This is a genomic window from Microbacterium foliorum, from assembly GCF_006385575.1.
Taxonomy (GTDB): Bacteria; Actinomycetota; Actinomycetes; order Actinomycetales; family Microbacteriaceae; genus Microbacterium; species Microbacterium foliorum_B.
The window spans coordinates 671,731-695,824 of the sequence record NZ_CP041040.1 but is presented as its reverse complement, the minus strand read 5'-3'; the positions used below and the strand labels follow the sequence as shown (position 1 = coordinate 695,824).

General features: G+C 68.4%; 21 protein-coding genes and 1 tRNA gene. 4 read left to right on the top strand and 18 right to left on the bottom strand.

Going from position 1 to position 24,094, the window contains the following annotated elements; translation table 11 throughout:
• Positions 1-16: 16 nt before the first annotated feature.
• The gene (locus FIV50_RS03375; RefSeq protein ID WP_140036191.1) at positions 17-1,513 is read right to left on the bottom strand and encodes an L-serine ammonia-lyase, iron-sulfur-dependent, subunit alpha; all 1,497 of its coding nucleotides are present in this window, start codon (positions 1,511-1,513) and stop codon (positions 17-19) included.
• A 115-nt stretch (positions 1,514-1,628) separates the two neighbouring features.
• Between FIV50_RS03375 and FIV50_RS03370 the strand changes: the two genes are divergently transcribed.
• Positions 1,629-1,946 (top strand): hypothetical protein, encoded by a 318-nt coding sequence (locus FIV50_RS03370; RefSeq protein WP_140036190.1) that lies wholly within the window; start codon positions 1,629-1,631, stop codon positions 1,944-1,946.
• Between the two features lie 76 nt (positions 1,947-2,022).
• Here the strand turns inward: FIV50_RS03370 and FIV50_RS03365 are convergent, their stop codons facing one another.
• On the bottom strand, positions 2,023-3,753 hold the full coding sequence (locus FIV50_RS03365) for an L-aspartate oxidase (protein ID WP_140036189.1): 1,731 nt from the start codon (positions 3,751-3,753) through the stop codon (positions 2,023-2,025).
• Positions 3,754-3,824: 71 nt separating this feature from the next.
• On the opposite strand from FIV50_RS03365, the gene FIV50_RS03360 reads away from it, so the two are divergent.
• Positions 3,825-4,757 (top strand): LysR family transcriptional regulator, encoded by a 933-nt coding sequence (locus FIV50_RS03360; protein ID WP_140036188.1) that lies wholly within the window; start codon positions 3,825-3,827, stop codon positions 4,755-4,757.
• A gap of 6 nt (positions 4,758-4,763) precedes the next feature.
• On the opposite strand, the gene FIV50_RS03355 is transcribed toward FIV50_RS03360, so the two are convergent.
• The 3 genes from FIV50_RS03355 to FIV50_RS03345 form a co-directional block, all read right to left on the bottom strand.
• Entirely contained in the window at positions 4,764-5,048 is a 285-nt protein-coding gene (locus tag FIV50_RS03355; RefSeq protein ID WP_140036187.1) for a hypothetical protein, read from the bottom strand.
• 137 nt (positions 5,049-5,185) lie between these two features.
• Positions 5,186-5,258, bottom strand: a tRNA-Arg gene (locus FIV50_RS03350).
• Between the two features lie 66 nt (positions 5,259-5,324).
• Complete coding sequence (locus FIV50_RS03345) at positions 5,325-5,906, bottom strand: asparagine synthase (protein ID WP_140036186.1); 582 nt, start codon at positions 5,904-5,906, stop codon at positions 5,325-5,327.
• A 127-nt stretch (positions 5,907-6,033) separates the two neighbouring features.
• Between FIV50_RS03345 and FIV50_RS03340 the strand changes: the two genes are divergently transcribed.
• Entirely contained in the window at positions 6,034-6,873 is an 840-nt protein-coding gene (locus FIV50_RS03340) for an SDR family NAD(P)-dependent oxidoreductase (RefSeq protein ID WP_140036185.1), read from the top strand.
• A gap of 1 nt (position 6,874) precedes the next feature.
• On the opposite strand, the gene FIV50_RS03335 is transcribed toward FIV50_RS03340, so the two are convergent.
• The 8 genes from FIV50_RS03335 to FIV50_RS03300 all read right to left on the bottom strand — a co-directional run bounded on the left by FIV50_RS03335 (position 6,875) and on the right by FIV50_RS03300 (position 14,296).
• Positions 6,875-7,738, bottom strand: a complete 864-nt coding sequence (locus FIV50_RS03335; protein ID WP_258184391.1) for a hypothetical protein — start codon at positions 7,736-7,738, stop codon at positions 6,875-6,877.
• 10 nt (positions 7,739-7,748) lie between these two features.
• Positions 7,749-7,994, bottom strand: coding sequence for a hypothetical protein (locus FIV50_RS03330; protein WP_140036184.1), 246 nt, complete (start codon positions 7,992-7,994; stop codon positions 7,749-7,751).
• A 116-nt stretch (positions 7,995-8,110) separates the two neighbouring features.
• Positions 8,111-8,770, bottom strand: a complete 660-nt coding sequence (locus FIV50_RS03325; RefSeq protein WP_140036183.1) for a GntR family transcriptional regulator — start codon at positions 8,768-8,770, stop codon at positions 8,111-8,113.
• 141 nt (positions 8,771-8,911) lie between these two features.
• Positions 8,912-9,553 carry an NADPH-dependent F420 reductase gene (locus tag FIV50_RS03320; RefSeq protein ID WP_140036182.1) on the bottom strand — a complete coding sequence of 214 codons (642 nt, stop codon included), beginning with the start codon at positions 9,551-9,553 and terminating at the stop codon, positions 8,912-8,914.
• Between the two features lie 56 nt (positions 9,554-9,609).
• Entirely contained in the window at positions 9,610-10,554 is a 945-nt protein-coding gene (locus tag FIV50_RS03315; RefSeq protein WP_140036181.1) for a GNAT family N-acetyltransferase, read from the bottom strand.
• 31 nt (positions 10,555-10,585) lie between these two features.
• Positions 10,586-11,020, bottom strand: a complete 435-nt coding sequence (sufU, locus tag FIV50_RS03310; RefSeq protein WP_140036180.1) for a Fe-S cluster assembly sulfur transfer protein SufU — start codon at positions 11,018-11,020, stop codon at positions 10,586-10,588.
• Positions 11,017-12,339 carry a cysteine desulfurase gene (locus tag FIV50_RS03305; protein ID WP_140036179.1) on the bottom strand — a complete coding sequence of 441 codons (1,323 nt, stop codon included), beginning with the start codon at positions 12,337-12,339 and terminating at the stop codon, positions 11,017-11,019. Before FIV50_RS03305 ends, sufU begins: the two co-directional genes overlap by 4 nt.
• A gap of 58 nt (positions 12,340-12,397) precedes the next feature.
• Positions 12,398-14,296: a sigma-70 family RNA polymerase sigma factor gene (locus tag FIV50_RS03300; RefSeq protein ID WP_140036178.1), complete on the bottom strand. Its 1,899-nt coding sequence runs from the start codon at positions 14,294-14,296 to the stop codon at positions 12,398-12,400.
• A gap of 155 nt (positions 14,297-14,451) precedes the next feature.
• Here FIV50_RS03300 and FIV50_RS03295 point away from each other — a divergent pair, with 155 nt between their 5' ends.
• Positions 14,452-16,041 carry a PucR family transcriptional regulator gene (locus tag FIV50_RS03295; protein ID WP_140036177.1) on the top strand — a complete coding sequence of 530 codons (1,590 nt, stop codon included), beginning with the start codon at positions 14,452-14,454 and terminating at the stop codon, positions 16,039-16,041.
• 4 nt (positions 16,042-16,045) lie between these two features.
• On the opposite strand, the gene FIV50_RS03290 is transcribed toward FIV50_RS03295, so the two are convergent.
• The 5 genes from FIV50_RS03290 to FIV50_RS03270 all read right to left on the bottom strand — a co-directional run bounded on the left by FIV50_RS03290 (position 16,046) and on the right by FIV50_RS03270 (position 23,966).
• The gene (locus FIV50_RS03290; protein ID WP_140036176.1) at positions 16,046-17,980 is read right to left on the bottom strand and encodes a sigma-70 family RNA polymerase sigma factor; all 1,935 of its coding nucleotides are present in this window, start codon (positions 17,978-17,980) and stop codon (positions 16,046-16,048) included.
• A gap of 259 nt (positions 17,981-18,239) precedes the next feature.
• The gene (locus FIV50_RS03285) at positions 18,240-18,833 is read right to left on the bottom strand and encodes a hypothetical protein (protein WP_140036175.1); all 594 of its coding nucleotides are present in this window, start codon (positions 18,831-18,833) and stop codon (positions 18,240-18,242) included.
• A complete protein-coding gene (locus tag FIV50_RS03280; protein WP_219846248.1) occupies positions 18,830-19,792 on the bottom strand; it encodes a class C sortase in 963 nt (320 codons plus the stop codon). The genes FIV50_RS03285 and FIV50_RS03280 overlap by 4 nt, the downstream gene beginning before the upstream one ends.
• A 99-nt stretch (positions 19,793-19,891) precedes the next feature.
• A complete protein-coding gene (locus tag FIV50_RS03275) occupies positions 19,892-21,373 on the bottom strand; it encodes a SpaH/EbpB family LPXTG-anchored major pilin (protein ID WP_219846247.1) in 1,482 nt (493 codons plus the stop codon).
• Between the two features lie 67 nt (positions 21,374-21,440).
• Positions 21,441-23,966 carry a DUF7507 domain-containing protein gene (locus tag FIV50_RS03270; RefSeq protein WP_181164325.1) on the bottom strand — a complete coding sequence of 842 codons (2,526 nt, stop codon included), beginning with the start codon at positions 23,964-23,966 and terminating at the stop codon, positions 21,441-21,443.
• Positions 23,967-24,094: the final 128 nt, after the last annotated feature.

The following is a 24,094-nucleotide window of genomic DNA, read 5'->3' as shown; positions in this document are numbered from 1 at the left end:
GACACGACGATTCAGTTCAGCACTCGATCACGTTGACCGCGAGGCCGCCCTCGCTGGTCTCCTTGTACTTGGTCGACATGTCGATGCCGGTCTGGCGCATGGTCTCCACGACGGCGTCCAGCGACACGTAGTGGCTGCCGTCACCGCGCAGCGCGAGGCGCGCAGCCGTGACCGCGGTCGAGGCGGCGATCGCGTTGCGCTCGATGCACGGGATCTGCACGAGGCCGCCGATCGGATCGCAGGTGAGCCCGAGGTGATGCTCCATGGCGATCTCGGCGGCGTTCTCGATCTGTCGGTTCGTGCCACCCATCACGGCAGTGAGGCCGCCTGCGGCCATCGCGCACGCGGAGCCGACCTCGGCCTGGCATCCGCCCTCGGCCCCCGAGATCGACGCGTTCGCCTTGAACAACGATCCGAGAGCAGTAGCAGTGAGCAGGAAGCGTCGGATGCCGCGGCGGCGGTTCGCCTCGGCGACCGCGTCGGGGTCGTCGATCGCTCCGACCGCGACGAGCGACGCCTCCGCGCCGAAGCCGAGCAATGCACTGCCGACGAGCTCGCCATAGGGCGTCACCGCGTTGCCGACGCCGAGGCCCGAGTCGGCGAGGAACCGCCACCAGTACATGGCGACGGCGGGGAGGATGCCGGCGGCACCGTTCGTCGGAGCGGTGACGACCCGACCGCCCGCCGCGTTCTCCTCGTTGACGGCGAGCGCGAAAGCACCCAACCACTCCCCCGGCAGCTCCCGATGCCCGTCGGCCTCGGCCTCTTCGAGCTGCCCACGGATCGCACTCGCGCGACGCTTGACCTTGAGCATGCCGGGCAGCACACCGTCAGAGTGCAGTCCGTTGTCGACGCACGCCGCCATGGCATCCCAGATCGCGTCGAGTCCGGCGGCGACCTCCTCTTCGGGGCGCTCGGCGGTCTCGTTCAGACGCGCGACCTCGGCGATGGACAGTCCGTGCTCGTCGCACAGCGCGAGCAGGGACGCGGCATCGGCATACGAGTACGGCAGCGGGGCCGAGGCGAGCTTCGCGTCTTGTCCATCCCGACGGATGAACCCGCCGCCGACGGAGTAGTAGGTCTCCTCGGCGACGACGCCCCCCGCGGCATCCCACGCGGTGATCGTCATGGCGTTCGGGTGACCGGGCAGTCGGGTGCGAGGCTCGAACACGATGTCGGTCTTCGAGAACGGGATCTCGTGAGACCCGTCGATTCGCACCGTCGCACCGTCGCGGAGATCTGTCCACGCCGCCCGCACATCGGCCGGATCACAGGTCTCCGGGGCGAGTCCGCGGAGGCCCGCGACCACGGCATCCGGTGTTCCGTGTCCGATTCCGGTGGCGCCGAGAGAGCCGTACAGCGTGCACCCGATGCGCGCGACGCGATCGATCGCTCCTGTCGAGCGCAGGCGATGGGCGAATTCGAGCGCCGCCCGCATCGGCCCGACGGTATGGGAGCTCGAAGGCCCCACTCCGATGGAGAAGAGGTCGAAGGCCGAGACGTACGCTGTCACCTCCTCAGCCTACGTCGTGCGCGGGAAGACGGATGGGGGCACTGCCGTCAAGGCCCTTCTCGCCGCGGAATCGGAGCCGGATCCTGGTGGTGCATTCGATGCGAAAGGGACGACCATGACGAACAGCACGCCTGAGCAGGACGCGACCTCCGACCTCACCCCCGAGGCGCAGACGCCGACCCCGACGCCGTCCTCCGGCGACGTCGGCGAGTTCAAGGACACGGGGAGCACCGCCGAGAAGCCGGCGGAGGCCGACTCCCCCGAAGACGCGGGCCCCTCCGAAGTTCCGAGCAACGACGAGCTCGAAGAGCCGAGCACCGAGAAGGAACCCTCCGAAGAGCCCAAGGCCCCGACGCGAAACGACCCCGAGCCCGACCATGAAGCGGTCGGGATCGGGGTCATCGACGGTCCGGAGACCGACGAGGGCGACTGAGCGACTCCTACCTCGCTCGGCCACCCGGCCGCTCCCGTCGCGATGCACCCGGCGACGGGAGCGAGTTCGGGAGGGGCTACTCGACGAGCTTGCCCTCGGTGTCGACCTCGCGCATGAGCTCGGCGATCTCGGCGGGGATCTCAGGGATCGACTCGTGCGTCACACCGCCCGTGGGCGACCAGACGAGGTTGACCTGCAGCGTCGGGTCGGTGTCGGGGTAGTCGCTGCGGTTGTGGCATCCGCGGGTCTCCCGGCGCTCCAGCGCCGCCTCGAGCGTGGCTCGTGCGGCGAGTGCCGACGCCTTCAGGTCGAACGCGTGCGCGAGGTCCTGGAACCCGGCGATGTCGGGGTGGATGCCGATGTCCTCCATGCGCCCCTCGATCATGTCGAGTTCGGCGAGGCCGGCCCGCAGCCCCTCCTCCGAGCGCACGACACCCGCGTGCTGCGTCATGGTGTTGCGGATCGCGCGCTGCAGCGCCCGCACGTTCTCGCGGCCGTCGGCGACGAGGAGGTCGTCGATCTCGGCACGGGCCTGCGCCACCGCATCCGCTGACCGACGCTGGGCGTCGAGCCCTGCCGCGTGCGCCATGGCCGCCTGACCGACGATGCGGCCGTAGACGAGCAACTCGATGAGGGAGTTGCCGCCGAGGCGGTTCGCTCCGTGCAGCCCGCTCGACGCCTCGCCGATCGCATAGAGTCCGTCGACGTCGGTCTGGTGGTCGTCAGGACGCACCCACACGCCACCCATCGAGTAGTGCGCGGTGGGCGCGATCTCGATCGGCTCGGTGGTGATGTCGAGCATCTGCAGCTCCATCATCGTCTGGTACACCCGCGGCAGACGGGTCATGATCGTCTCGCGCGGCAGGTGCGACACATCGAGCCAGACGCCGCCGTTCTCGGTTCCACGCCCCTCGGCGATCTCGGTGTACGCGGCGAGCGCGACGCGGTCGCGGGTCGAGAGCTCCATGCGCTCGGGGTCGTACTTCGACATGAACCGCTCGCCGAGCGCGTTGCGCAGGATGCCGCCCTCGCCGCGGGCGGCCTCGGAGATCAGGGTTCCGGCCGCGTTCTCGGGTTCGATGATTCCGGAGGGGTGGAACTGCACGAGCTCCGGGTCGCGCAGCCGGGCGCCGGCGTCGACCGCGAGCCGGAACGAGTCACCCGTGTTCTCATCGCGGCGCGACGAGGTGCGGCGCCAGATGCGGTTGTGGCCGCCGGCGGCGAGGATCACGGCATCCGCGTGGATCAGGTAGCGCGTGCCGTCGGACTGGTCGAAGCCGTAGGCGCCGAACACGACGTTGTCGCGCACGAGCAGACGCGTGATGTAGACGTGGTCGAGGATCGGCACCTCGAGCTGCTCGGCCTTGGCGACGAGCGTGCGCTGTATCTCGAGCCCGGTGTAGTCGCCGGCGAACGCGGTGCGACGGAAGGTGTGGGCTCCGAAGAACCGCTGCGAGATGCGCCCGTCGTGTTCGCGGGCGAAGTCCATGCCCCAGCGCTCGAGGTCGCGGATGCCGCGCTCAGCACCCTGCGTCACGATCTCGACCGTGTGGGGGTTCGCGAGCAGGTAGCTCTCTTTGATGGTGTCGGCCGCGTGCTGCTGCCAGCTGTCGCCCTCGTCCATGGTGCCGAGCGCGGCGTTGATGCCGCCGGCGGCGAGGGAGGTGTGGGCATCCTGTCGGGGGCGCTTGCCGACGGCGAGGACGTCGATGCCGTGTTCGGCGACCTCGATCGCCGCCCGCAGCCCGGAGCCGCCGGTGCCGATGACGAGGACCGTGGTGGAGATCTGACGTTCGCGAGTACTCATGCCCTCCACGCTAGGTAGGGTGCACTAATAACTCCAATGCATTGTTCTACTGGTATCGATACACTGAAAACATGAACCTCGAGCAGCTCCGCGGGTTCGTCGAGGTCGCCCGCCTCGGTCATTTCACCCGCGCCTCCGAGCACCTGCACCTCGCCCAGCCGTCACTGAGTCGACAGATCTCGACCCTCGAACGCGAACTCGGCGCCGAGCTCTTCCACCGGGCTCGCGGGCACATCGGCCTCACCGCGGCCGGAGAGGCGCTGCTCCCCCGCGCGCAGCGGATGCTCGCAGAGTCCGACGCGATCCGTGAGGAGATGGCCGAGCTCGCAGGGCTCCGCCGCGGACGCGTGCGTCTCGGAGCGCCGCCCACCCTCTGCATCAGCCTCGTCGCCGAAGCCATCAGCACCTTCCATGCGGCACATCCCGGCGTCGACCTGCATCTGACCGAGAGCGGGTCGAGGCTGCTCGTCGACCAGCTGGCCGTCGGGGCCGTCGACATCGCGCTCATCACCGAGTCGGAGGGACCCCCGCCTTCGGGTTTCAGTCTGACTCGGATGCCGTTGCTGACCGAGGAACTCGTGGTGGTGTCTGCGGCGTCCGAGCCTCCGGTGTCGAGCTCGTCGTCGATGACCCTCCATCACCTCGCCACTCTTCCGTTGATCGCCCTCGACGAGACCTACGAGCTGCGGGCGACCACCGATGCGGCGTTCCGCTCGGCAGGACTCACCCCGACCGTCGTCCTCGAGGGCGCAGAGATGGATGCGCTGCTCCGCTTCGTCGAACGCGGAGTCGGCGTGGCCGTGGTTCCGGCGATGGTGCTGCTCGATCAGCCGGCGCTGCGATCGGTCAGGATCTCGCACCCGATGATGAGGCGCACCGTGAGCCTGGCGCACCGCGCCGACGTCACGCCCGCCGTCGCGGTCGCCGCGATGCGGCACGTGATCGTCGGCACGGCGGCAGAGGTAGCCCGCCGCGACCCGGCCATCACGAGCCTGCTCGACTGAGGCCGCTCAGGCGGCGAACATTCGGGTGAGCCGGACCACGAGCAGTCCGACAGGCGCGATCAACCCCAGATAGGCGAGGATGAGCCCGACGATGGCCGCGGCACGGAACGCGCCGCGACGCCGCACGGCCAGGTGACCGACCATCACAGCCACGGAGGCGATCGCGATCGCGACGAGGTACCCGACGATCCCGCTGGGTACCACGAAGAGTGACACGATCGCCAGAACTCCGGCCACGAGGGCGACCACGTGCCACGCACGATTACTCTGGGCCTGCTCGGGAAGCGTCATGGCCATGAGCCTATCGAGCCGGATCCTCCTGGGACTGACCCCGGGGACTGACGCGGCGTCACGCCCCGCTCCTGCCCGCGCTCGCCCCCCAGAACGCAAAACCCCCGCCGCTTTCGCGACGGGGGTTTCAGCTGATGTGCGCCCGAAGGGACTCGAACCCCTAACCTTCTGATCCGTAGTCAGATGCTCTATCCATTGAGCTACGGGCGCTCCTGGACCGCTCAGCGGGCCGTAGAACAGCCTACAACAGACGCGACGCGAAAGCGAAACGAGGGCTCACTCGTCACCGTCGGGCGTGTTCTGCTTCTTCTTGCGCTTTGCCTTCGCGCGCTGCAGAGACGACAGAGCCTGCAGATCGACGAGCCGCAGCGCCTGCATCCGCGCCTCGCGCATGCGCTCGTAATCGGGGTCCTGATCGGGCCGCATGCCTTCGACGCGCAGCCGGCGATCGAGGTTGTGCCGCACGTCGGCCCAGGCGCCCTCACGAGCTTCTTCGACGATGACACGCAGTGCGGCCTCGTCCTCCATCATGTCGCGCAGCTTGGTCGCGACCCCGTGCGACTGCTTGGCCCGCCGACGCAGGTTGCGCACGTCGCGGTCGCGGTAGTCGTGGGTGCCCGAGGGATCGGAGTGACGCCCGCGAGCGCGCTTGCGCAGCTCGGTCAGGTTGCGCTCGACCTCTTCGGACTCCTCGGCCATCGCCCGCAGCGCTTCGCGCGCGTCGGCGATGTACTTGTCCGTGTCGAAGACCCCGTTCTCGGCGATCGTGCCGATGAGGATGTGATTCTTGACGGCGAGGCGCGCCGCAGCGGTCGCGATCGCGACGCCTTCTGCGATGGCATCTGCAGTTCGTCCCACCGCTACCTCCTTGCTTCGAGCGTACCGGTATCGCTCTCGGTTGCAGTGGGCCAGAATGGATCGGAATCGGGTCGCGAGACCTGCTCCACGACCGGCTGCACTCCCGATCGCCGCCAGGAGGGATGCGATGAAGCGTCTCACGCTCACCGGAAGCACGACGGTCATCACCGGCGCCGCGAGCGGGATGGGGGCTGACATCGCCCGCCTGCTGGCCCGCCGACGCGTGCATCTGGCGCTCATCGACCACAACGCCGACGGACTCGCAGCCCTGGCGGCCGAACTCGAGGGCACCACCGTCACCACGCACGTCGTCGACCTGCGCGACGACGACGCCGTCTTCGCTGCGGCCGCCGAGATCACCGCGGCGCACCGCCGCGTGAACGCCCTGATCACGTGCGCGGGGTCGTCGATGCTCGGCGATATCGATCAGCTGACCATGGAGGAGATGCGCTGGCTGACCGACGTGAACCTCTGGGGAACCGTGTCGATCACGAAGGCGCTGCTGCCCGCCCTGCGTTCGGCTCACGCCGCGCACATCACCCACCTCGCGAGCGTGTACGCGCTGGCCGCGCCCGCAGGACGCATCCCCTACTCCCTGAGCAAGTTCGCGGTGCGCGGGTTCTCCGAGGCACTTCGGCACGAGCTCGAGGGCACGTCGGTGACGGTCGGCGCGGTGTACCCCGCCGGAGTCCGCACGGGGATCATCCTGCACGGACGCTATGCCGCGGCGATCGACCCCGCGGTCGCCGCACGCGCCGCAGGCGCGCAGGCAGCGATGTACCACACCGAGCCAGCGGATGCCGCCGCGCAGATCGTGCGGGCGACGGAGCGTCGCCGCGCGCGCAGCATGATCGGGCGGGAGGCGCGTCTGATCGATGTGCTCGCTCGCCTCGCACCGACGGGCTACTGGCGGGTCATGCGCCGCCCCTTGCGCGAGGCCATCGACACGACCACCCCGATCGCCTGACTCAGCGGACCGCGCCGACCCAGATCCCCGACGCCCACGCCTGCTGCTCACTGTCGCACCCGATGGGCCCGGGGTAGCCGCGCACGACCGCCATGCAGTTCGCGAGGAACTCGGGGTCGCCCCCGAAAGACGAGCGGTAGACGTCCGACGAGGTCAGCGCACCCCAGACCCGGAACTGGTAGATGTGGGCCAGCTCGTGCGCCATCGCCCAGTTCAGCTGGTCTGCACTCCAGCCGACGATGTCGGCACGGTACTTGATGTAACCGCTGCTGTTCGCGCACGCCGGCGCGGTCCCTCCCGCACACGAGGCCGATTCGTAGAGGCCGACTCCCCCGCCGCCGACCCGGTCGAGGGCTGCGCGCACCCGTGCGAACCCATCCGGCCCGCTCGACGACCAGGCAGGGCCCGACGGCGCCGCGTACTGCGCCGCCTCCCAATTGCCGACGTCCTGCCCGACCCTGTCGATGAGCGAGTGCACCGTGGCTGTGGCGGCGATGACGGTCGCCGGGTCCTTCCGCTCGGCGAGCACCGACGCCTGAGCCGACATCGCCGCTGCTCGGTGCGCCGACGTGTCGATCTTGCCGTCGGCTCCCTCCATCGCCTCGCGCAGCGCGGCGATCTCCACGACGAACGCGGGCCGCACCTCGAGCACGGCGGCGCGTGCAGCGGTGTCCTTCTCGGCGATCGCGATCGACCCTTCGAGGTGATCTGTGCGCATCTCCGCCGTGCGGGTCGACTGCGCGAGCGACCGCAGTTCGGCGATCGCAGCCGCCCTGTCCTCGTCGAGCGCGACAGCACGAGAGACCACGCCAGCAGCCAGCATCAGTGTGGCGACCATGGCGACGGAGAGGACCCGCCGGATCACCGGGACCGCCTCATGGCAGGAGACCCGTCGTGTCGGAGAGCAGCGTCTCCTGGTCGGCGATGACCGTGCGCAGGGCGGTCAGCTGCTCGGCGAGTCGGAGGTTCGCGTCTCGCGCGACGTCGAGCCGCTCTTCGGCCTCGACCACGGCCGCCTTCGCTTGATCAAGCGCCTCCACGCGTTGCTGATCGGCAACCGCGATGAGCACCGTTCCACCGAGCAGCAGCAGGCCCCCGGCGACGACGGCGACGGCTCTCATATCGCTCCCCAGGACACGACGACTTCCGGAACGATTCCGTAGGGCCAATATATCCTCGCCGGAGATCACTCTCCAGACCGGTGCGCGTCCGCGGCAGGGCGGGACCGGCCGGATGCTCAGGCCGAGTAGGCCTGATCGCTGAGACGCCGTTCCGCTGCTTCCTGGCCGCTGGCGAGGTGGCGGGGGATCATCCAGCGGAGGGTGTCGGTGTCACGAGCCTCGACCGCTTCGAGAATCAGGCGATGCTCCTCGGCCATCGCGAGCAGATCGTCGTGCTGCCCGAAGAGCCAGCGCAGGCGCGTGACGAACACTCCGATGAGTTCACTGAGCATGTCGTTGCCGGCCAGCTCGGCGGAGATCTCGTGGAACTCGCCCGCCGCGATGCGGGCGGCTTCGACCTCACCCGCGGATGCGGCGGCGAGCTCGCGCTCGTAGGCAGCGCGGAGCCGCGCGATGCCCTCGTCGGTGTGGCGTTCGGCGGCGAAGACGAAGATCAGGGTCTCGATCGCCTCGCGGACCTCTCCGAAATCTCGGATGTCACGATGCGTGAACTCCCGCACGACGGCCCAGGTCCGCGGGCGGGCGACGACCACTCCCTCACTGACGAGAGTGCGGATCGCTTCGCGCACGGGCAGCCGCGACACGTTGAGCTCAGCCGCGATGTCCCGTTCGATGAGACGTGATCCCGGGGCGCGCCGACCGAGCACGATGTCATCTCGAAGAACGCGCGTCACTCGCACCGACTCGAGTTCGCCGGTAGTCCCCACCCCCACCATGCCGGAATTATGTCACTCTGTGACCTGGCGGACAAGTTTGGTATCCCACCGGAGCGCATATATTACGGCTCCGGCGCTTCGTCGAACGGCGGAGATGGCGAAGGAGCGGATGCGTCGGCATCCGCTCCTCACCGTCCTGCGTCAGGGCAGACGGTTCGCGATCGCGAGGTTCGCCTTCAGCTCGTCGGCGTTCTGGCGCACGACATACGCCGGCCGGTCACGCTCGACCCGCCAGGACTCGCTGAGCGGGCCGACGTCGACCGTGTCGAAGCCGGCCTCGTCGTAGAAGCGGGTGACGAAGGCGACGGCCTCTGCGTCGTCGCCGGCCGTGGCGAGCGCGCGTCGATCGGGCGTGCCCGCCGGCGAACCGTCGGTCGTGATGTCGGCCGCGAAGATGTGGTTGAACGCCTTCGCGATGCGCGAGGTCGGCAGCTGCTCCTGCAGAAGCTCCGACGTGGTAGTCTCACCGCGGTCGAGGGCGTCGATGTGTCCGTCGCGCTCGAAGTAGTAGTTGTTCGTGTCGAGCACGATCTTGCCCGCGAGCTGCTCGACAGGCAGCTGGTCGATCTTGCCGAGCGGCACCGTGACGACCACGACGTCGCCAGCCGAAGCAGCGTCGGCGGCAGTCGCGGCCGACGCGCGATCTCCGAGCTCCGCGACGAGGTCTGCGAGGGTCTCCGGTCCGCGCGAGTTCGCGATCACGACGTCATAGCCGTTGGCCACCGCGACCCGTGCGACCTGGCTGCCGATGTGTCCTGCACCGATGATTCCGAGAGTAGTCATGCTCGGACCAACGTGTGCCGGGCGCTGCTATTCCCGCATGACTCCGTGTGTCGCGCTCACACCGTGAGCAGGAAGCGCTCTTCGATCCGGTGGTAGCCGAGGCTCTCGTAGAGGTTGATCGCCGAGGTGTTGAAGCCGAAGACATGCAGCCCCATCGAGTCGGCACCCAGCCGCGCCGCCTCGTGCTCGGCCGCGAGCATGAGGTCGCGACCGTAGCCCTTGCGGCGCTGATCAGCCGCGATCTCGATGTCGAGGATGAACACGTGCGGGCGTCCGCCTCGGTTGCGGATGCCGATCCACAGCACCCCGACCTCGGCGCCGTCGACATGGGCGGTGAACAGCTCCTGCCCCTCCGAATCGATGCCGTCGGGGAGCTCGAGCTCCATCTGCCGGTGCGACTCGACCGCCGCATCCTCCGCCGAATACCGGCCGGATGCCACGAGGTCCTCGGCGAACGCCGCTTCGGATGCCGAGGCGAAGCTCGTGAAGCGCTCGGGAGTCATCGGCGTCACGACGAGGCCACCGGAAACGCGAGGCTCGCGAGACGGCAGCGGCTCGAGAAGCATCCGGATCGACGCGACCTCGAACCCTCGCCCCTCGACGAAGCCTCTCCCTGCGGTGTCGGAGGAATGCAGGGCGATGCTGAGGCGACCGACCTGCTGCCTGCGTGCCAACGACCGGAGCTCGTCGAGCAGGTCGTCGAGCTGTCGCTCGGTCGGCTCGATCGCGAACGCGAGATCGACGATGATCAGCACCCCGTTGTTCGCTGCGAGCCAGACCGTGCCGACGCGGGTGCCCTCGTCATCGATAGTGAGGATGAGCGAGGTCTCGGTCTCGTGGCCGGCGGGGAGCAGGTCTACGAGGACGGCGTCGACATCCGAGACGGCGTCCCCGCCGACGTGCATCCCCGACCCCTGTCGCAGGGTCACCAGGCGTGCCCGGGTTGCTTCACGCCAATCGGCGAAGCGGTCGGCGCGGAGCGGATTCAGATCAAGAGGCATGATTCCATCCTGCACCGCATAGCGCCGACGCTCATGCCTTGTGGAGTGCGTCCTCCGCCGCGACCCACGCCAACATGGCGCACTTCACGCGAGCCACGTAGCGCGAGACACCCCCGAGCGCGGCTGCGTCGCCGAGCAGCTCTTCATCCGGCTCGATCTTGCCGCGCGAGCGCATCGCCTCACGGAACGCGGCGATGCGGATCTCGAGCTCATCGATCGTCAGTCCCTCGGCGAGTTCGGCGAGCAGCGAGGCGGATGCCTGCGAGATGGCGCATCCGTGACCCTCCCACGCGATCGCCTCGATGCCGCCGTCAGCGTCGCGGTGCACCTGCAGAGTGACCTCGTCACCGCACGTCGGATTCACCTGATGCGACTGCGCCGCGATCTCGCCGCGCAGCCCGAACCCATACGGGGTCCGGGAGTGGTCGAGGATGAGTTCCTGATAAAGGTTCTGCAGGTCGCTCATGCGCCCCTCCGGAAGAATTCGATCGCACCCTGGACGCCGTCGATCACGGCATCCACCTCGGCGTCGGTCGTGTACAGATAGGTGCTCGCCCTGGTCGACGAGGTGATGCCGAGGCGACGATGCAGTGGCTGCGCGCAGTGGTGTCCCACGCGCACCGCGATGCCCCGATCGTCTAGGAACTGCCCCACGTCGTGCGAGTGGATGCCGTCGACGTCGAAGCTCGCGAGCCCGACACGCGGCAGGTCGATGCCGGCACCGAGCACACGCACCCCGTCGATGGCCGTGAGGCCGTCGACGAGACGCCTGCCGAAGGCGGCCTCATGCGCGGCGATGCGCGGCATGCCCACCGCGGTCAGATAGTCGATCGCCGCGGCGAGCGCGATCGCCTGCGAGACTCGCTGGGTTCCGGCCTCGAACCGCTGCGGCGGTGGCAGGTAGGCGGCCTCCGTCGTGGTGACCGTCGTGATCATCGAACCGCCCGTGAGGAACGGCGGCATGGCCTCGAGCAGTTCACGTCGCCCGTAGAGAGCGCCGATGCCGGTGGGGCCGAGCATCTTGTGCCCCGACAGTACGGCGAAGTCGACGTCGAGCGCGCGCACGTCGAGCGGCAGATGAGGAGCCGACTGACAAGCATCGAGCACGACCATCGCGTCGACCGCGTGGGCCAGGGCGACGAGCTGCTCGACGGGGTTGATCACGCCGAGCACGTTCGACACATGGGTGAACGCGACGAGCTTCGTGCGCTCGGTGATGAGGTCGGCGGCGGCATCGAGTCGGAGGGCACCGTCGTCGTCGAGCGGTATCACCCGCAGGGTCGCGCCCGTGCGAGCCGCGAGCTCCTGCCACGGGATGAGGTTCGCGTGGTGCTCCATCTCGGTGGTGACGATCTCGTCGCCCTCGCGCAGACGAAGCCGCTCGGCGGCCGCTCCCCCGCGTCCGAGCGACGCGTTCGAGAGCGAATAGGCGATGAGGTTGAGGGCCTCGGTGGCGTTCGACGTCCAGACGATCTCACCCTCGTCGGCGCCCACGAACCGGGCCACCGTGGCACGGGCGTCCTCGAACACCTCGGTGGCCTCGGCGGCGAGAGTGTGCGCTCCGCGATGCACGGCGGCATTCAGTGTCGAAGCGAACTCGCGTTCGGCGTCGAGCACGGCGAACGGACGCTGCGAGGTGGCGCCCGAATCCAGATACATCAGGGGATGCCCGTTGACCTCGGCGCGCAGGATCGGGAAGTCCTCACGGAGGCGCCGCACCTCGACATCGGTCAGAGCGCCACCCCCCGGTGGGGCGATCACGTCGGATTCGCGAGAGATGCTCATCCTTCTAGCTTCTCATCTGGCGCAGCCCACGGGGTGCCCTTCGCGCCGTCGGAGACGGTCAGGGCCGGACGAGGATGTGGTCGGTGTCTGCGAGCCCGAGGTCGCCCGTCGCCGGGTCGACATAGCGCAGCTCGACCCGATGGAGTCCGGGCCGGATGTCGACGAACGACACGATGGTCGCCGCATCCGTGAGCAGCACGGTCATCGCCGGGCCCCCGTCGAGGGATACGGATGCCGTCGAGCCGGCGACGCCGCGCACATCGAGCGTGAGGTCATCGCGCCTGCCGTCGCCATCGGAATCCGTGCGGGAGATGACGCCGTCCGAGTCTTCGGCGAGGCCCGGCACGGGGAAGTAGGTGCGCCCGGTCGACTCGCTCACCGTCTGCTCGCCCGTGGTCGGCGAGGTATGCCGTAGCGAGACCGAAATGCCCTGGTAGAGAGTGTCGACGTCGGGGCGCACCGCGAAGGTTCCGTCCGCGCCGACGATCGCCGCGGCGATGATGCGGCCCGTCTCGTCGACGATCTCGACTGCTGCACCCGGAGTCCCGGTGCCGGTGATCGTCGGCGGAACAGCCGTCGTCGGCGGGATGGGCCAGGAGATCGTCACCGGCACATCGACGGGAGGGTCGACGACCGGAGGAACTTCGACCGGAGGAACCTCAACCGGAGGATCGACGACCGGTGGATCCACCACCGGCGGATCCACCACCGGAGGGTCCACGACCGGGGGCTGCTGCGCAGGGGCAGACGGCGGGCGCACCGGGGGCTGCGTTCGCGCGTCACCCGGTGGCGCAGGCTCAGTGATGTCCGCGGGAACCTGAGGCACGTCGATCGCATCCTCGACGACCTCGCGATCGGCCGGCTCCTCGGGGATGGGCTCGGAGGCCTCCGATTCGATCGGAGGTTCTGTCGGTGCCAGGGATTCGGTCGGCGCGGGGGCCCCTGCCGATCCTGGCGATGCGATCGGAGCCGGCGATGCGACCACGAGAGCCGACGACTCGTCGACATCCGGGCCTACCGGCGCCAGCTGCGCGGCGACTGCAGCGACCGCGACGACCACCGTCGCCGCGGCGACAGATCCACCGGCGACGAACCACTGTGACCTGCCCCGAGGCATCCAGCTCACGGCGGCAGCTGCGGCGGGCGCCGGAGATCCCGCCGAATAGGCTGCCGCCGCCGGTCCGCCGATGATCACGGGCAACAGCACGGCCCGCAGCTTCGACGACGCCCGCTCGATCTCGGCACTCGCCATCGTGCATCGGGTGCAGCGTTCGAGGTGCGCGTCGAAGCGCGCGCGGTCGGCGCGCGCCACATGGCGCTTGCGGCCCTGCGCCACGATGCGCTCGCAGGTCCATCGGCACTCGGGGTCGCGTCCCGGTTCTTTGATGTGCGCCTGCAGCCACGCGAGCTTGAACCCTTCCCTGGCCCGCGCTGCCAGCACCGAGACGGCGTTCGGGGTCATACCCATGAGCGGCGCGATCTCTCGCGGCTTCATGCCCTCGACCTCGAGGTACCAGAGCAGGGTGCGCCACCGCTCGGGAAGATCCTTGAACGCCGCCGTCAGCAGTGCCTTGTCTGACAGCAGGTCGAGCGAATCGTCGGTGTGCTCGACCGGCAGCTCGTCGATGTACTCGAGGGCGACGACGTCCTTCTGCTTGCCGCCCCAGGTGGCCGCGGCACTGCGCACGGCAGCGAAGATGTAGGGCCGGAAGGCGTCGGTCGGACCGCCGCCGTTGCGGATCGCGCTGAAGGTCTTGGCGAAGGCCTCGCTGACGAGGTCCTCCGGATCGATCGAGCTCGTGATCGAACGCGCGGCGCGAAGTGCGGCCGGCGAGTGACGATCCCAGAGCACACCGAAGGCCCTGCTGTCCCCCGCGCGGGTGGCGAGCACGAGCTCGTCATCGCTCACCTCGGAGTCGGTCCGCGTGCGCAGCTCGCGCACAGTCGAAGCGCTCACGGTGTCACCCCGGTCGCACGCATCGAGTCGGGAGCAACGGGTGGGTTGTTCACTGGGGTCCCCTTCGACTTCTCATTCACCAGTCTCGCCACTAAGCGATCTGACCGGTATGTAGATTCGTATGAGAGTTCTCCGCACTGAATAGAGAAGGTTCCATGACGGTCCCCGAGATCCATCCCGAAACGCCTACGTTGCGAGACGCACTGCGGGTCAGTGACGGGCGACTCTTCGCCGCTGCCCGAAGCACCCGCTTCGATTCGAGGACGTTCACCGGAGTGGAGTTCTACGATCCGTCGGCGCCGTCCTCCGAATACGTCGACCGCATCGTGCTCGGTGCCGGCGTCGCACCGATGCACGTCGCGGAGCTCATGGCCGAGTTGGTCGATGCCGGGGCGGCCGCTCTCGTGCTGCGCACCCCCGAAGACAGCAACGCTCACGAGTGGACGTCGACCGATCAGCACCCGGCCCTCCCTGTGCTCCGCCTCGGCGACGGAGACTGGGCACAGGTCGCGGACGTCCTGCGATCGCTGCTCGGTGCTCACTCGATCGGGCAGGTCACGGGCGTGCGGATGGGAGATCTCTTCGGACTCGCCAACGCCATCGCCACTCTGGCAGACGGAGCGGCCAGCATCGTCGACTCCACGGGCCAGGTCGTGGGGTATTCCACGCACAGCGAGCAGCCGATCGACGACGCCCGACGACGCACCACTCTCCTGCTGCAGGAGGACCTCGCGATCACGTCCGACTCCCGCTATCGATCGTTGCTCCGCGCCACCGAGGCGCGGCACTTCCCCTCGGACACCGACCAGTTCGGCCGTGTGGGGATCGCCATCAGGGCGTCCGGAGAACTGCTCGGGTCGCTCTGGGTGATCCAGATCGACCCCTCGCAGGCTGCTCGCACTCGATCGCTGCTGCAGGACATGGGGCCGATCGTGGCCCAGCATCTGCTTCGTGCCCGAGAGGACGCGGGGGACCGCGACCAGCGCACCTCGGGGCTTCTGCGCACGCTTCTCGAGGACCGTCGGCATGCCCGCGGCGCTGCCTCGCAGCTGCTCATCCGCCCCGAAGCCGGTTGCACGGTCGTGTGCTTCCGGGTCGACACCTTCGACGAGGTCGAGGCTGTGCGCGGGCTGCACCGCGTGCTCCATCTGGCGATCAGTGTGTCGAGCGCCGCGTTTCCCGGCTCGCACAGCGCGGTCGTCGGCTCCCAGGTCGTGACGCTCATCCCGGGCCCTCGCGCGGCAGCGGTCGAGACCTTCACTCAGGCGATGGCCCGCATCGACAACGCGTTGATCGCAGGCATCGGCACGCGCGCCCATGACATCAACGGCATCACTCGCTCGTACCGCGAGGCCGGAGCCGTCGCCGGCGTGCTCGTGGGTTCGTCGCGCCATGACGGCGACCGGCGCATCCACGTCGCGACGTTCGACGAGATGCGTGATCGCCTCGCGATCCTGCAGGTCGGCGATCTGATCGAGGGCCTCGACACCGCCGTCGGCGACTCCGCGAGCATCCTCGCCGCGCACGACGCCGCTCAGGGCACCGAGCTGACGCGCACCGTGCGGGTCTATCTCGACCAGCTCGGCAGCGTGCGCGAGACGGCGAATGCGCTGCACGTTCACCAGAACACCGTCCGATATCGGCTCGATGTCGTGCGCACCGAGCTGGGGATCGATCTCGATGCGCCCGACACCCGTCTCTGGCTCTGGCTTCGGCTGTCGGGCGCGTCGAACGACGCGGTCTGAGCACTCATCCGATGGCCGCCGGAAGGAGGACGGTCACGCCGGCGCGCTTCGTCGTCGGGTCGATGTATCGAGCGGCGACGAACGGCTCATCCGCTCCGGAACGGATGACGAGCCCGTCGACACCGCTGGCCGGAAGCCGGACAGCGCGCGATCTGCCCTGCTCGTCGAGCAGTTCGACCCAGGCGTCCGGCTCGGCGCGCAGATGCAGACAGCTCACCGCGACGAGCGATGCATCGGGGCAGGCATCCTGATCGGCACGCGCGATGGTCGGGGTCGCGAAGGTGAGCGGTCCGATGTCTGGCGCCCATTCGGTGACTCCGGCCTCGTCGTCGCGATGGCGCACACTGAGCGTCATGCCCTGGTGCGCCGCTTCGCCCGAGACGTCGACCACGAACACACCGTCGTCATCGACGAGAGCCGTGTCGAGCACGGCGCCGTTCTCATCGACCACGGTGACGAGCGCGCCCGGAGTGCCGGTCCCCGCCAGTGGATCCGGGACGAGAGAATTCTGCGCGATCGACTGCGTGATGCGGAACTCCGATGCAGCCACGGGAGGAGGCGTCTCGGCTGAGTCGTCGATCGTCGGCGTCGTTCCCGGCAGGACCGCAGACGGAGCAGGACTGTCGTCGCTGCTCGCAGCCTGCTGATGTTCACCGTCGGCGACGGGTGCCGGGCTCTCTCGCGGCACGCTCTCGGCGGAGTCCGGCGCAGGCGCCTGGTCCGGTGCCGGAACCGGATCAGGCTCAGGTGCCGGCTCAGGTGCCGGCTCAGGTGCCGGCTGCGGCTCGGGAGTCGGCTCCGACGCGGGAGTCCGGATCGGAAGTCCGGGCAGACCTTCGAGAACCGGGCCGGCCTCACCGGAGATCGACGCCTCAGGGAAGGACCGGGCGATCTCGGAACGATCGGAGTCCGCGGCTGACAGACTCAGCGCGCTGCCCGTGAAGATGACAGCTCCGACGACGACGACAGCGGTGGCCGCCAGCGCCGTCAGGCCGCCGACCGGAACCGCCGACGCCGCCCCGTGCGCTGCGACAGGAGGGCCGGCGCCGAACGATGCCGTCGCACCGTCGTCTGACACGAATGCCCCGGCGGAACCCGGCGACGGGTCAGCCCCCATGACATGAGCCTCGGCCGATGCGTCGGCGGTGTAGATCGCCGCCGCCGCGCCGCCGAGCAGCGCCGCGGGCAGGATCGAACGCAGCCGCTGCGAAACGGTGTCGATCTCTGCGGCGACGATCCGGCATCCGCCGCACGTGTTCATGTGCTCGCTGAAGCGACCGGCGTCGTCGCCGCCCACCCAGCGACCTCGCCTGGCCACCACGCGCTCGCAGAACCACCGGCATTCTTCCGACCGGGAGGGGTCGTGGATGTGCGCCTCCAGCCAGGCTCGACGGAAGCTGTCTCGTGCACGCGCGGCCAGCGCGGAGACGGCGTTCGAGGTCATTCCCATCAGCGGTGCGAGCTCTCTGGGCTTCATCCCCTCGACCTCGAGATACCAGAGCAGGGTGCGGTGCCGCGCCGACAGCGTGCCGAACACCGCGGCGATGCTGGATCGCTCGGCGATGCGCTCGAAGGCATCGCCGTCTTCGGGTGACAGGTCGCGCTCGGACACCATGTCGAGCGACAGCGCACTCCCGTTCCGCGCCCACCGCGAGGCCGTGTTGCGCAGCGTGGCGAGGAGATAGGGCCGGAAGGCGTCGCTCGGACCGCCGCCCGCCTTTGTCACCCGGAGGATCGACGCGAACGCCTCGCTCACGAGATCGTCGGGATCCGATGACGGCGAGATCGCCCTGGCAGCGCGTCGGGCGGAGTCGACGTGACGACGCCAGAGGAGGGCGAAGTCACTGATGTCGCCACCCCGCACGGCGTCGATGATCTGGGCATCGGACGGCTCACCCGGGATGTCGTCATCGCCGTCGGTGTCAGGGCCGAGATTCATGCTGCTCCGGATGCTGTCAGGACCGGCGTCGCGATCGATGCGCCGGAGATGAATGAGGGACGAGGCAGTGGGGATGCCTCGTCCCTCCGACTCTCGTGAGAGTCGATTCCGCGGGGAGAGGGTTCGGCCGGGGAGCGGTCGATCTCTGCTGTGCGGGCGTCGGCCGGGAACCCGACGCGCGGCCGATGGCCATACCTACAAGACCGGTATGACCGGAAAACATGACGTCGGCCGTCTGAGTTTTTCGATGAGACGCGCATCAGCCGACGCTCGCCGCCGGGCCCACCGGAGCGAGCGACAGGAAGCGCATCTTGTTCTCGCCGTAGAAGCAGGTCTGCACCATGAACTCGCCCGTCATGCCGGCGAGCTTCTCGACGTTCGACCACTTGGGAGTGTGTCTCTCCTCGACGACCTCGTAGATGGCGTCTGAGCCCGCCACCGTGACCCGCTGACCGATATCCCATCCGAGGATCACATCGCCGCCGCAGTTGTTGTGTGCGGCGAAGAGCGGGAGCACGTCGTCTATCCGATAGCTGACCATCTCGGTGAAGGTGCCGTCGCAGTGGTCGAGCTCGACCATTCCGCCCTCGGCCCCGAGCCGGATGGTCGGCAGTTCGTCGGGTGCGAAGATCTGATGGAACTGCTTCAGCACCGAGACCTTGGCGTCACCGGTCACCTTGTCGACGAGGTCGGGGGCGAGCACGGATGCCGAGAGGAAGGACAGCCCGAGTCCGACGAGTACGATGCTCGCGAACAGCAGACCGCCCCGTCGCCGCGGTCGCTGAGCCCGGACGGTCTCAGCGGATTCCTCGTGGCGGGAGTCGGTTCGGTCCACTGCGACGTCGATCGTCATGAGTCTGAGTCAGCAGAAAGGTGCGTCGCTCGCCTGCCGCTGCGGTTCCTGCTCTTGCGACGAGGCATAACGACGATGAACGTGAGCACGGGGACGCCGGCGACGAGCAGTGCCCACCACGGGAATCCAGCCGGGTCGGTCGTGTCCGCGATCGTGACGACGGAGGAATCCTCGGTCGGAGCGTCGATGCGTTCGGCGCGCACCAGAAGACGGTGGGTGTTGACGCCCGTGGGCGTGCACGTGACGAGCGTGAGGTAGTCCTTCCCGGCGACCTGGCGCAGGTCCTCTGCGTCGTCGGGCAGCACGGTCTTGGTCTGGTCGACCTCGTAGTACAGGTCTTCGCCGAGCGCGCTCACGACGATGACGTCACCCTCGACGAGTTCGTCGATGTCGTCGAAGAGCGTCGCCTGCACGAAGCCGTTGTGCCCGGTGAGCACCGAGTGCGTTCCGGCACCGCCCACAGGAAGAGACGAACCGTAGAGGTGGCCGATTCCGCGAGACAGCGTCTCTTCGTCGGTGCCGTGGAAGACCGGCAGATCGACCTGGATTCGCGGGATGCGGATCCGGGCCATCGTGTCGGTTCCCTCAGCGGCCAGGGTGTCGAAGTACGCAGACGCGCCCTCGCCGATCGCCGTCTGCTGACCGTCGGCGCCGAGTGCATACGGGTCGCGCAGCGGCCCGGTCGGCAGGTTCTCGTTGTACTCCTCGGCCGCGGCGAGCATCTCGTCGACCGCCTCATCCGGGATCTGCTCGACGGACTGGACGTAGCCGTCGACATCGGTGTCGTGGCTCCACGCAGAGAACCACGACGCGGCGGTCGGATAGATGAGCACCACGATGCCGATCGTCGCGATGAGCATGACGATCGACTGGCTCCAACCCCACCGCGTCTTGCGCGCGGTGGCACGCATGGCGGGTCTAGCCGGAGCATCCGGTGTGGATGCATCGATGAGGGTCATGCTGCGCTCTCTGTTCGGAGGAGGTGAAGAAGAAAGGGAAAGCGAATGGGCCGTGCGGGGGAAGGGATGCCACCTCCCCCGCACGGCCGGTCTTTCGGGTTATGCCTGTGCGGCGGCCTTGCGGCGGCTGCGGATGGCGAGCAGGACCGCTCCACCGAGCAGCATGACGCCACCGGCGAGGAACAGGGTCGTGCCGGTGCCACCGGTCAGCGGCAGGGTGAAGCCGGCGTTCGAGGGAACGTTGACGACCTCGAGGTCGACGCCGACAGCCGTGGTGGCCGCGGTGACGGTGAACTCGATCGGAGCTGCCAGCAACTCGTATCCGTCGGGTGCGACGATCTCGGCGAGCCAGTACGACTGGTAGCCGTCTTCGCCCACGGCGACCGTGGCGTTGTCAGCCCAGTCGGAGTAGCGCAGACCCGAGATGGTCACGGTGCCGTCAGCGGCGACTGCGAACTCGGTCGAGCCGGCGAGAGCGATGGCGTTGGTGCCGTCGATCGCGTCCTGCTGGGTCGGGTACACCGAGAACACGGCGCCGGTGAGCGGTGCGCCGGCCTTGTCGGTCTTCTCGATCGTGATGTCGCCCCACTTGGTGATGACCTCGGGGGTGACGGTGGGTCCGCCGGGCTCGCCCGGCTCGACGGTGTACGAACCGGCGTTCGGGTAGAGCACTGCCGTGTTGGCGATCTCGCCGACCGTGTTGACCTCGGTCGTGACGATGACCTGCACCTGCGTCGCGGGGTTGGCCGCGAGCACTGCGAGACCCGAGGCGGTGAACTCGACCGTGACCGCGTTGGTCGCGGCGTCGTGGACGATCGTGTAGTCGCCCGCGGCGAGCGGGGTTCCGTCGACGAGCGAGACGGCGGCGCCGACGTAGTCGAGCTTCGCGTCGAGCGTGTCGACGATCTTGTAGGCGTCGATGACGGCGACGTTGGGGATGTCACCCGTGATGGTGAAGTCGATCTCGTCGCCGAGCTTGACGTCTTCCGAGTCCTCGACGGTCTTGGTCGCCTCGGTCAGGGCGTTCTTCGGGTAGACGTGCACGTCGTACAGCCAGGTGCTGTCATCGGCGGGGTCCGTCAGCGGCACGGTCACCAGGAACGGAGCCACACCGGTCGAACCTGCCAGCGGAGCGGTCTCTACCACGAAGTACAGGCCGAGGTCGAGGTTCGCCAGGGCGATCTCACCGTTCGCGTCGGTGAGCGTCTCGCCACCGACGGCGCTGGCCGTGTATCCGGCAGCGGTGATGTCGGCGACACTGTCGGGGTCGAGGTCGGCGAGGTCGTTCGCGTCGATCCATCCCTGGTTGCTCGTCAGGTCGATCGTGTCGACCTTGTAGACCGTGAAGCCCACGCCCGGCAGCGGTGCCAGTGCGACGTTCTGCTCCGTGCCGTCGTTCGGCAGACCGGTCGGGGTCTCGGGTGCCTCGAACTTGTGGATCGTCAGCGAACCGACAGCATCCGGGTCGACGAGGTTCGGCGTTGCAGCGCTTGCGGGCGCTGCGAGGGTCAGCGCGGCGACGCCTGCGACGAGCAGACCTGCCGCGACGCGGGATCCGCGTCCGTTGGTGGGAGTGTTCACTGTGTCTCTCTCTAGGTGGCCAGGTCGCCCTGGTGGGTTACAGGTGGTTGTTGGTGGAAAGTGCAGATCAGATCTGCGGGTCAGTGGTGTCGGGACGTGCATCGCGTCGGCGGACCCAGAGGGCCAGCCCGCCCGCGGCGAGCACGGTCAGGGAACCGGCGAGGATGTAGGGCAGTGCGCCCGTCCCCCCGGTGGTCGGAAGGGTCATCGCGGGTACGTCGCGCACCGTGATGAGCTGACCGGCGGCAGTCACCGCCTCATCGCCGCCCGCGGTCACGCTCACGGTGCGGTCGGGGTTGATGACGAACTTCACCGGAGCCGCGAGCAGACTGAACCCGTCAGGTGCGTTCAACTCGCTCAGCCAGTAGGTGCCGGCCGGGATGCTGTCGATCTGGAACAGGCCGGTCTCGACATCGTTGATCGTGAACGGAAGCGCGGCGCCCGGCTCGCCGTTCGCATCCTCGAGGATCTCGAACGAGGATCCGTCCATACGCACCCAGCTGTCGTCGGACGATTCGCCGACCTTCTCGATCTGCAGCGGGATGCGGAACGGCTCGATGGGGGTCTCGGTGCTGTCCTCGTTCGACTGAACGGGGCCACCATCGGGGTCGGCACCCGTGGAGTAGGCCGTGTTGATGACGATCTTCGCGTCGACATCGGCCTGATCGATGACGTACGGCGCGTTCGCGACGCAGTGCGAGATCTGGGTCGGCGCGATCGTCGTGGGCGTGCAGGTCACGGTGATGTTGCGCTCCGTCAGCAGGTCGTCGACAACCGTGACGTTCGCGACCGTGACGTTGCCGGCGTTGGTGACGTCGAACTCGTACATGATGTGGTCGCCGAGTCCGGTCACGCCGTCCTGGTCGACGTCGACGACCGAGGCGGTCTTGTCGAGCACGATCTCGGGTGTCCACACCGCCGGGATGATCTCGTCATCGGTGTCGGTCACGTTCGGACCGACCGCCGGGGTTCCGGTGGCGCGCGCGACGTTGGTCAGCGGAGCGTTGTCGAGATCGGCCTGCTGCACCACATACGTCGCCGTGCAGGTCATCGTCGCTCCGCTGGCGAGCGTGGAGCCCTGGGCCGGGGTGCACGAGAGGCTGCTCATGTCACCGACACCCGAGAAGGCATCCTCGGTGATGTTCACGTTCGTGAGGTTGGTGTTGAGCGTCGTGTTGGTCGGCGCCTTCGGGGTCGTGTTCGTCGCCACGAAGGAGTAGGTGATCACGTCGCCGACCGCGGTGTAGACCTTGTCGGGGTCGGTGTCGCTGTCGACCGCCACACCGTTCACGGCGGTGATGCGCTTGACGATGTCGATCGACGGCTGGATGACCTCGAGCGATGCATTGGCCGGCGGGTTCAGGTTTGTGGTGATGTTGGCCGGGCCGTTGATGTAGGTGCCGTTGACCGTCGAGGTGACGTCGACCGTGATCGTGCACGATGCCTGGCCCAAGGCGAGGTCGCCGCCGGTGACCGACACCGACGTTCCGCCTGCGGGCGCCGTGACCACGTAGGCCGCGCCGGTGCGCTGGACGCAGGATCCGCCGACGTTCGGCGCCGCCGCGATCCTGAGGTTCGTCGGCAGAGCGTCGGTGATGAACCAGTCGCTCTTGGCCATGAGGTCGCTCGTGTTGGTGACAGTGAGCGTCATGGTCGAGGTCGATCCGTTCGTGATCACCGTCGGACTGAACGCCTTGTCGAGCTGCGGTGTCACGTCGACGATCTGCGGCAGGTCGAAGGCGACGTCGTTGCCCGAACCCGTGGCGGTCGCGTTGTACAGCGTCAGTCCGAGGTTCGCCGTGGTACCGACGGGCACCTGGTAGGCCGCCGACTGCAGCTTCGCGGTCTGGGTGCCCCAGAAGGTGTTGTTCGTGCAGGGGTTCAGCCCGGTGCTGAGCACGATCGGGCTGCCGTTCACGAGGAGGCTGAACGTCTCTTTCGGCTGGTTCGCGCCACCGGCTGCGGGGCAGTTGACCGCGGCGAAGTACGCCGACACGGCGTAGTAGTGGCCAGCGATCGCCGGGATGGTGTTGACGGTGCGGAACTGCGTGCCCGCGGCGATGGTGCCGTTCAGAGCGTTGGTGTACGACGTGAGCACCTGGTTGGTCGTGGCCTGAGCCGCCGTCTGCCCCTGTGCGGTTCCGAGTGCCGCGGCCATCTGCTGCAGCGTCGGCCACGTCGTCGTGAGGTTGTTGGTGCAGCCGAGGTCGGTGAGAGGGGCGGTCGGTGTGACGCTGCTCATGATCCAGCCGTTGCACTGGTTGCCTGCGGGCGTGTACTGCGTCGACGCCGTGTACGTCGAGTTGGCTGCGGCTGCTCCACCCGTGTAGTTCAGGATGCTGATCGGCGCGAGCGACGCGTTCTGGTTCGAGAAGTTCTCGGTGTACACCGGCGTACCCGGCTGAGGTGTTCCCGGAGTGCCTGGCACCGTCGCCGCGGCAGTGATGTCGCCGTTGGGGGCGAGAGTCGCGCCGGCGACGAGCACGCCGGCGATGGCGAGCACGCCGAGCAGTCGCGTCATCGCCCGTCGGCGAGGCGCGCCGCCGGAGCGTGACGAACGCTCCGGCGTGCGGTGGTGTGAGCTAATGCTCATGAATGTCCCAATCCCGGCGCGCCGATCCCGTCCGCCACATATGGCGAGCAGGAGAGGCGAGTGCCTTGTCCCCGAAAGTCGTGTGTGTCCCAGTGCGAACAGGAAGCAGAAGCTGCCCGTCATATACC

Coding starts and splice junctions, on each gene's coding strand:
- FIV50_RS03280 (WP_219846248.1), bottom strand. CDS start 19,792: ATGACCCTCATCGATGCATCCACACCGGATGCTCCGGCTAGACCCGCC.
- FIV50_RS03360 (WP_140036188.1), top strand. CDS start 3,825: ATGAACCTCGAGCAGCTCCGCGGGTTCGTCGAGGTCGCCCGCCTCGGT.
- FIV50_RS03320 (WP_140036182.1), bottom strand. CDS start 9,553: ATGACTACTCTCGGAATCATCGGTGCAGGACACATCGGCAGCCAGGTC.
- FIV50_RS03285 (WP_140036175.1), bottom strand. CDS start 18,833: ATGACGATCGACGTCGCAGTGGACCGAACCGACTCCCGCCACGAGGAA.
- sufU (WP_140036180.1), bottom strand. CDS start 11,020: ATGAGCGACCTGCAGAACCTTTATCAGGAACTCATCCTCGACCACTCC.
- FIV50_RS03305 (WP_140036179.1), bottom strand. CDS start 12,339: ATGAGCATCTCTCGCGAATCCGACGTGATCGCCCCACCGGGGGGTGGC.
- FIV50_RS03290 (WP_140036176.1), bottom strand. CDS start 17,980: ATGAATCTCGGCCCTGACACCGACGGCGATGACGACATCCCGGGTGAG.
- FIV50_RS03330 (WP_140036184.1), bottom strand. CDS start 7,994: ATGAGAGCCGTCGCCGTCGTCGCCGGGGGCCTGCTGCTGCTCGGTGGA.
- FIV50_RS03315 (WP_140036181.1), bottom strand. CDS start 10,554: ATGCCTCTTGATCTGAATCCGCTCCGCGCCGACCGCTTCGCCGATTGG.
- FIV50_RS03365 (WP_140036189.1), bottom strand. CDS start 3,753: ATGAGTACTCGCGAACGTCAGATCTCCACCACGGTCCTCGTCATCGGC.
- FIV50_RS03270 (WP_181164325.1), bottom strand. CDS start 23,966: ATGAGCATTAGCTCACACCACCGCACGCCGGAGCGTTCGTCACGCTCC.
- FIV50_RS03325 (WP_140036183.1), bottom strand. CDS start 8,770: ATGGTGGGGGTGGGGACTACCGGCGAACTCGAGTCGGTGCGAGTGACG.
- FIV50_RS03295 (WP_140036177.1), top strand. CDS start 14,452: ATGACGGTCCCCGAGATCCATCCCGAAACGCCTACGTTGCGAGACGCA.
- FIV50_RS03355 (WP_140036187.1), bottom strand. CDS start 5,048: ATGACGCTTCCCGAGCAGGCCCAGAGTAATCGTGCGTGGCACGTGGTC.
- FIV50_RS03370 (WP_140036190.1), top strand. CDS start 1,629: ATGACGAACAGCACGCCTGAGCAGGACGCGACCTCCGACCTCACCCCC.
- FIV50_RS03340 (WP_140036185.1), top strand. CDS start 6,034: ATGAAGCGTCTCACGCTCACCGGAAGCACGACGGTCATCACCGGCGCC.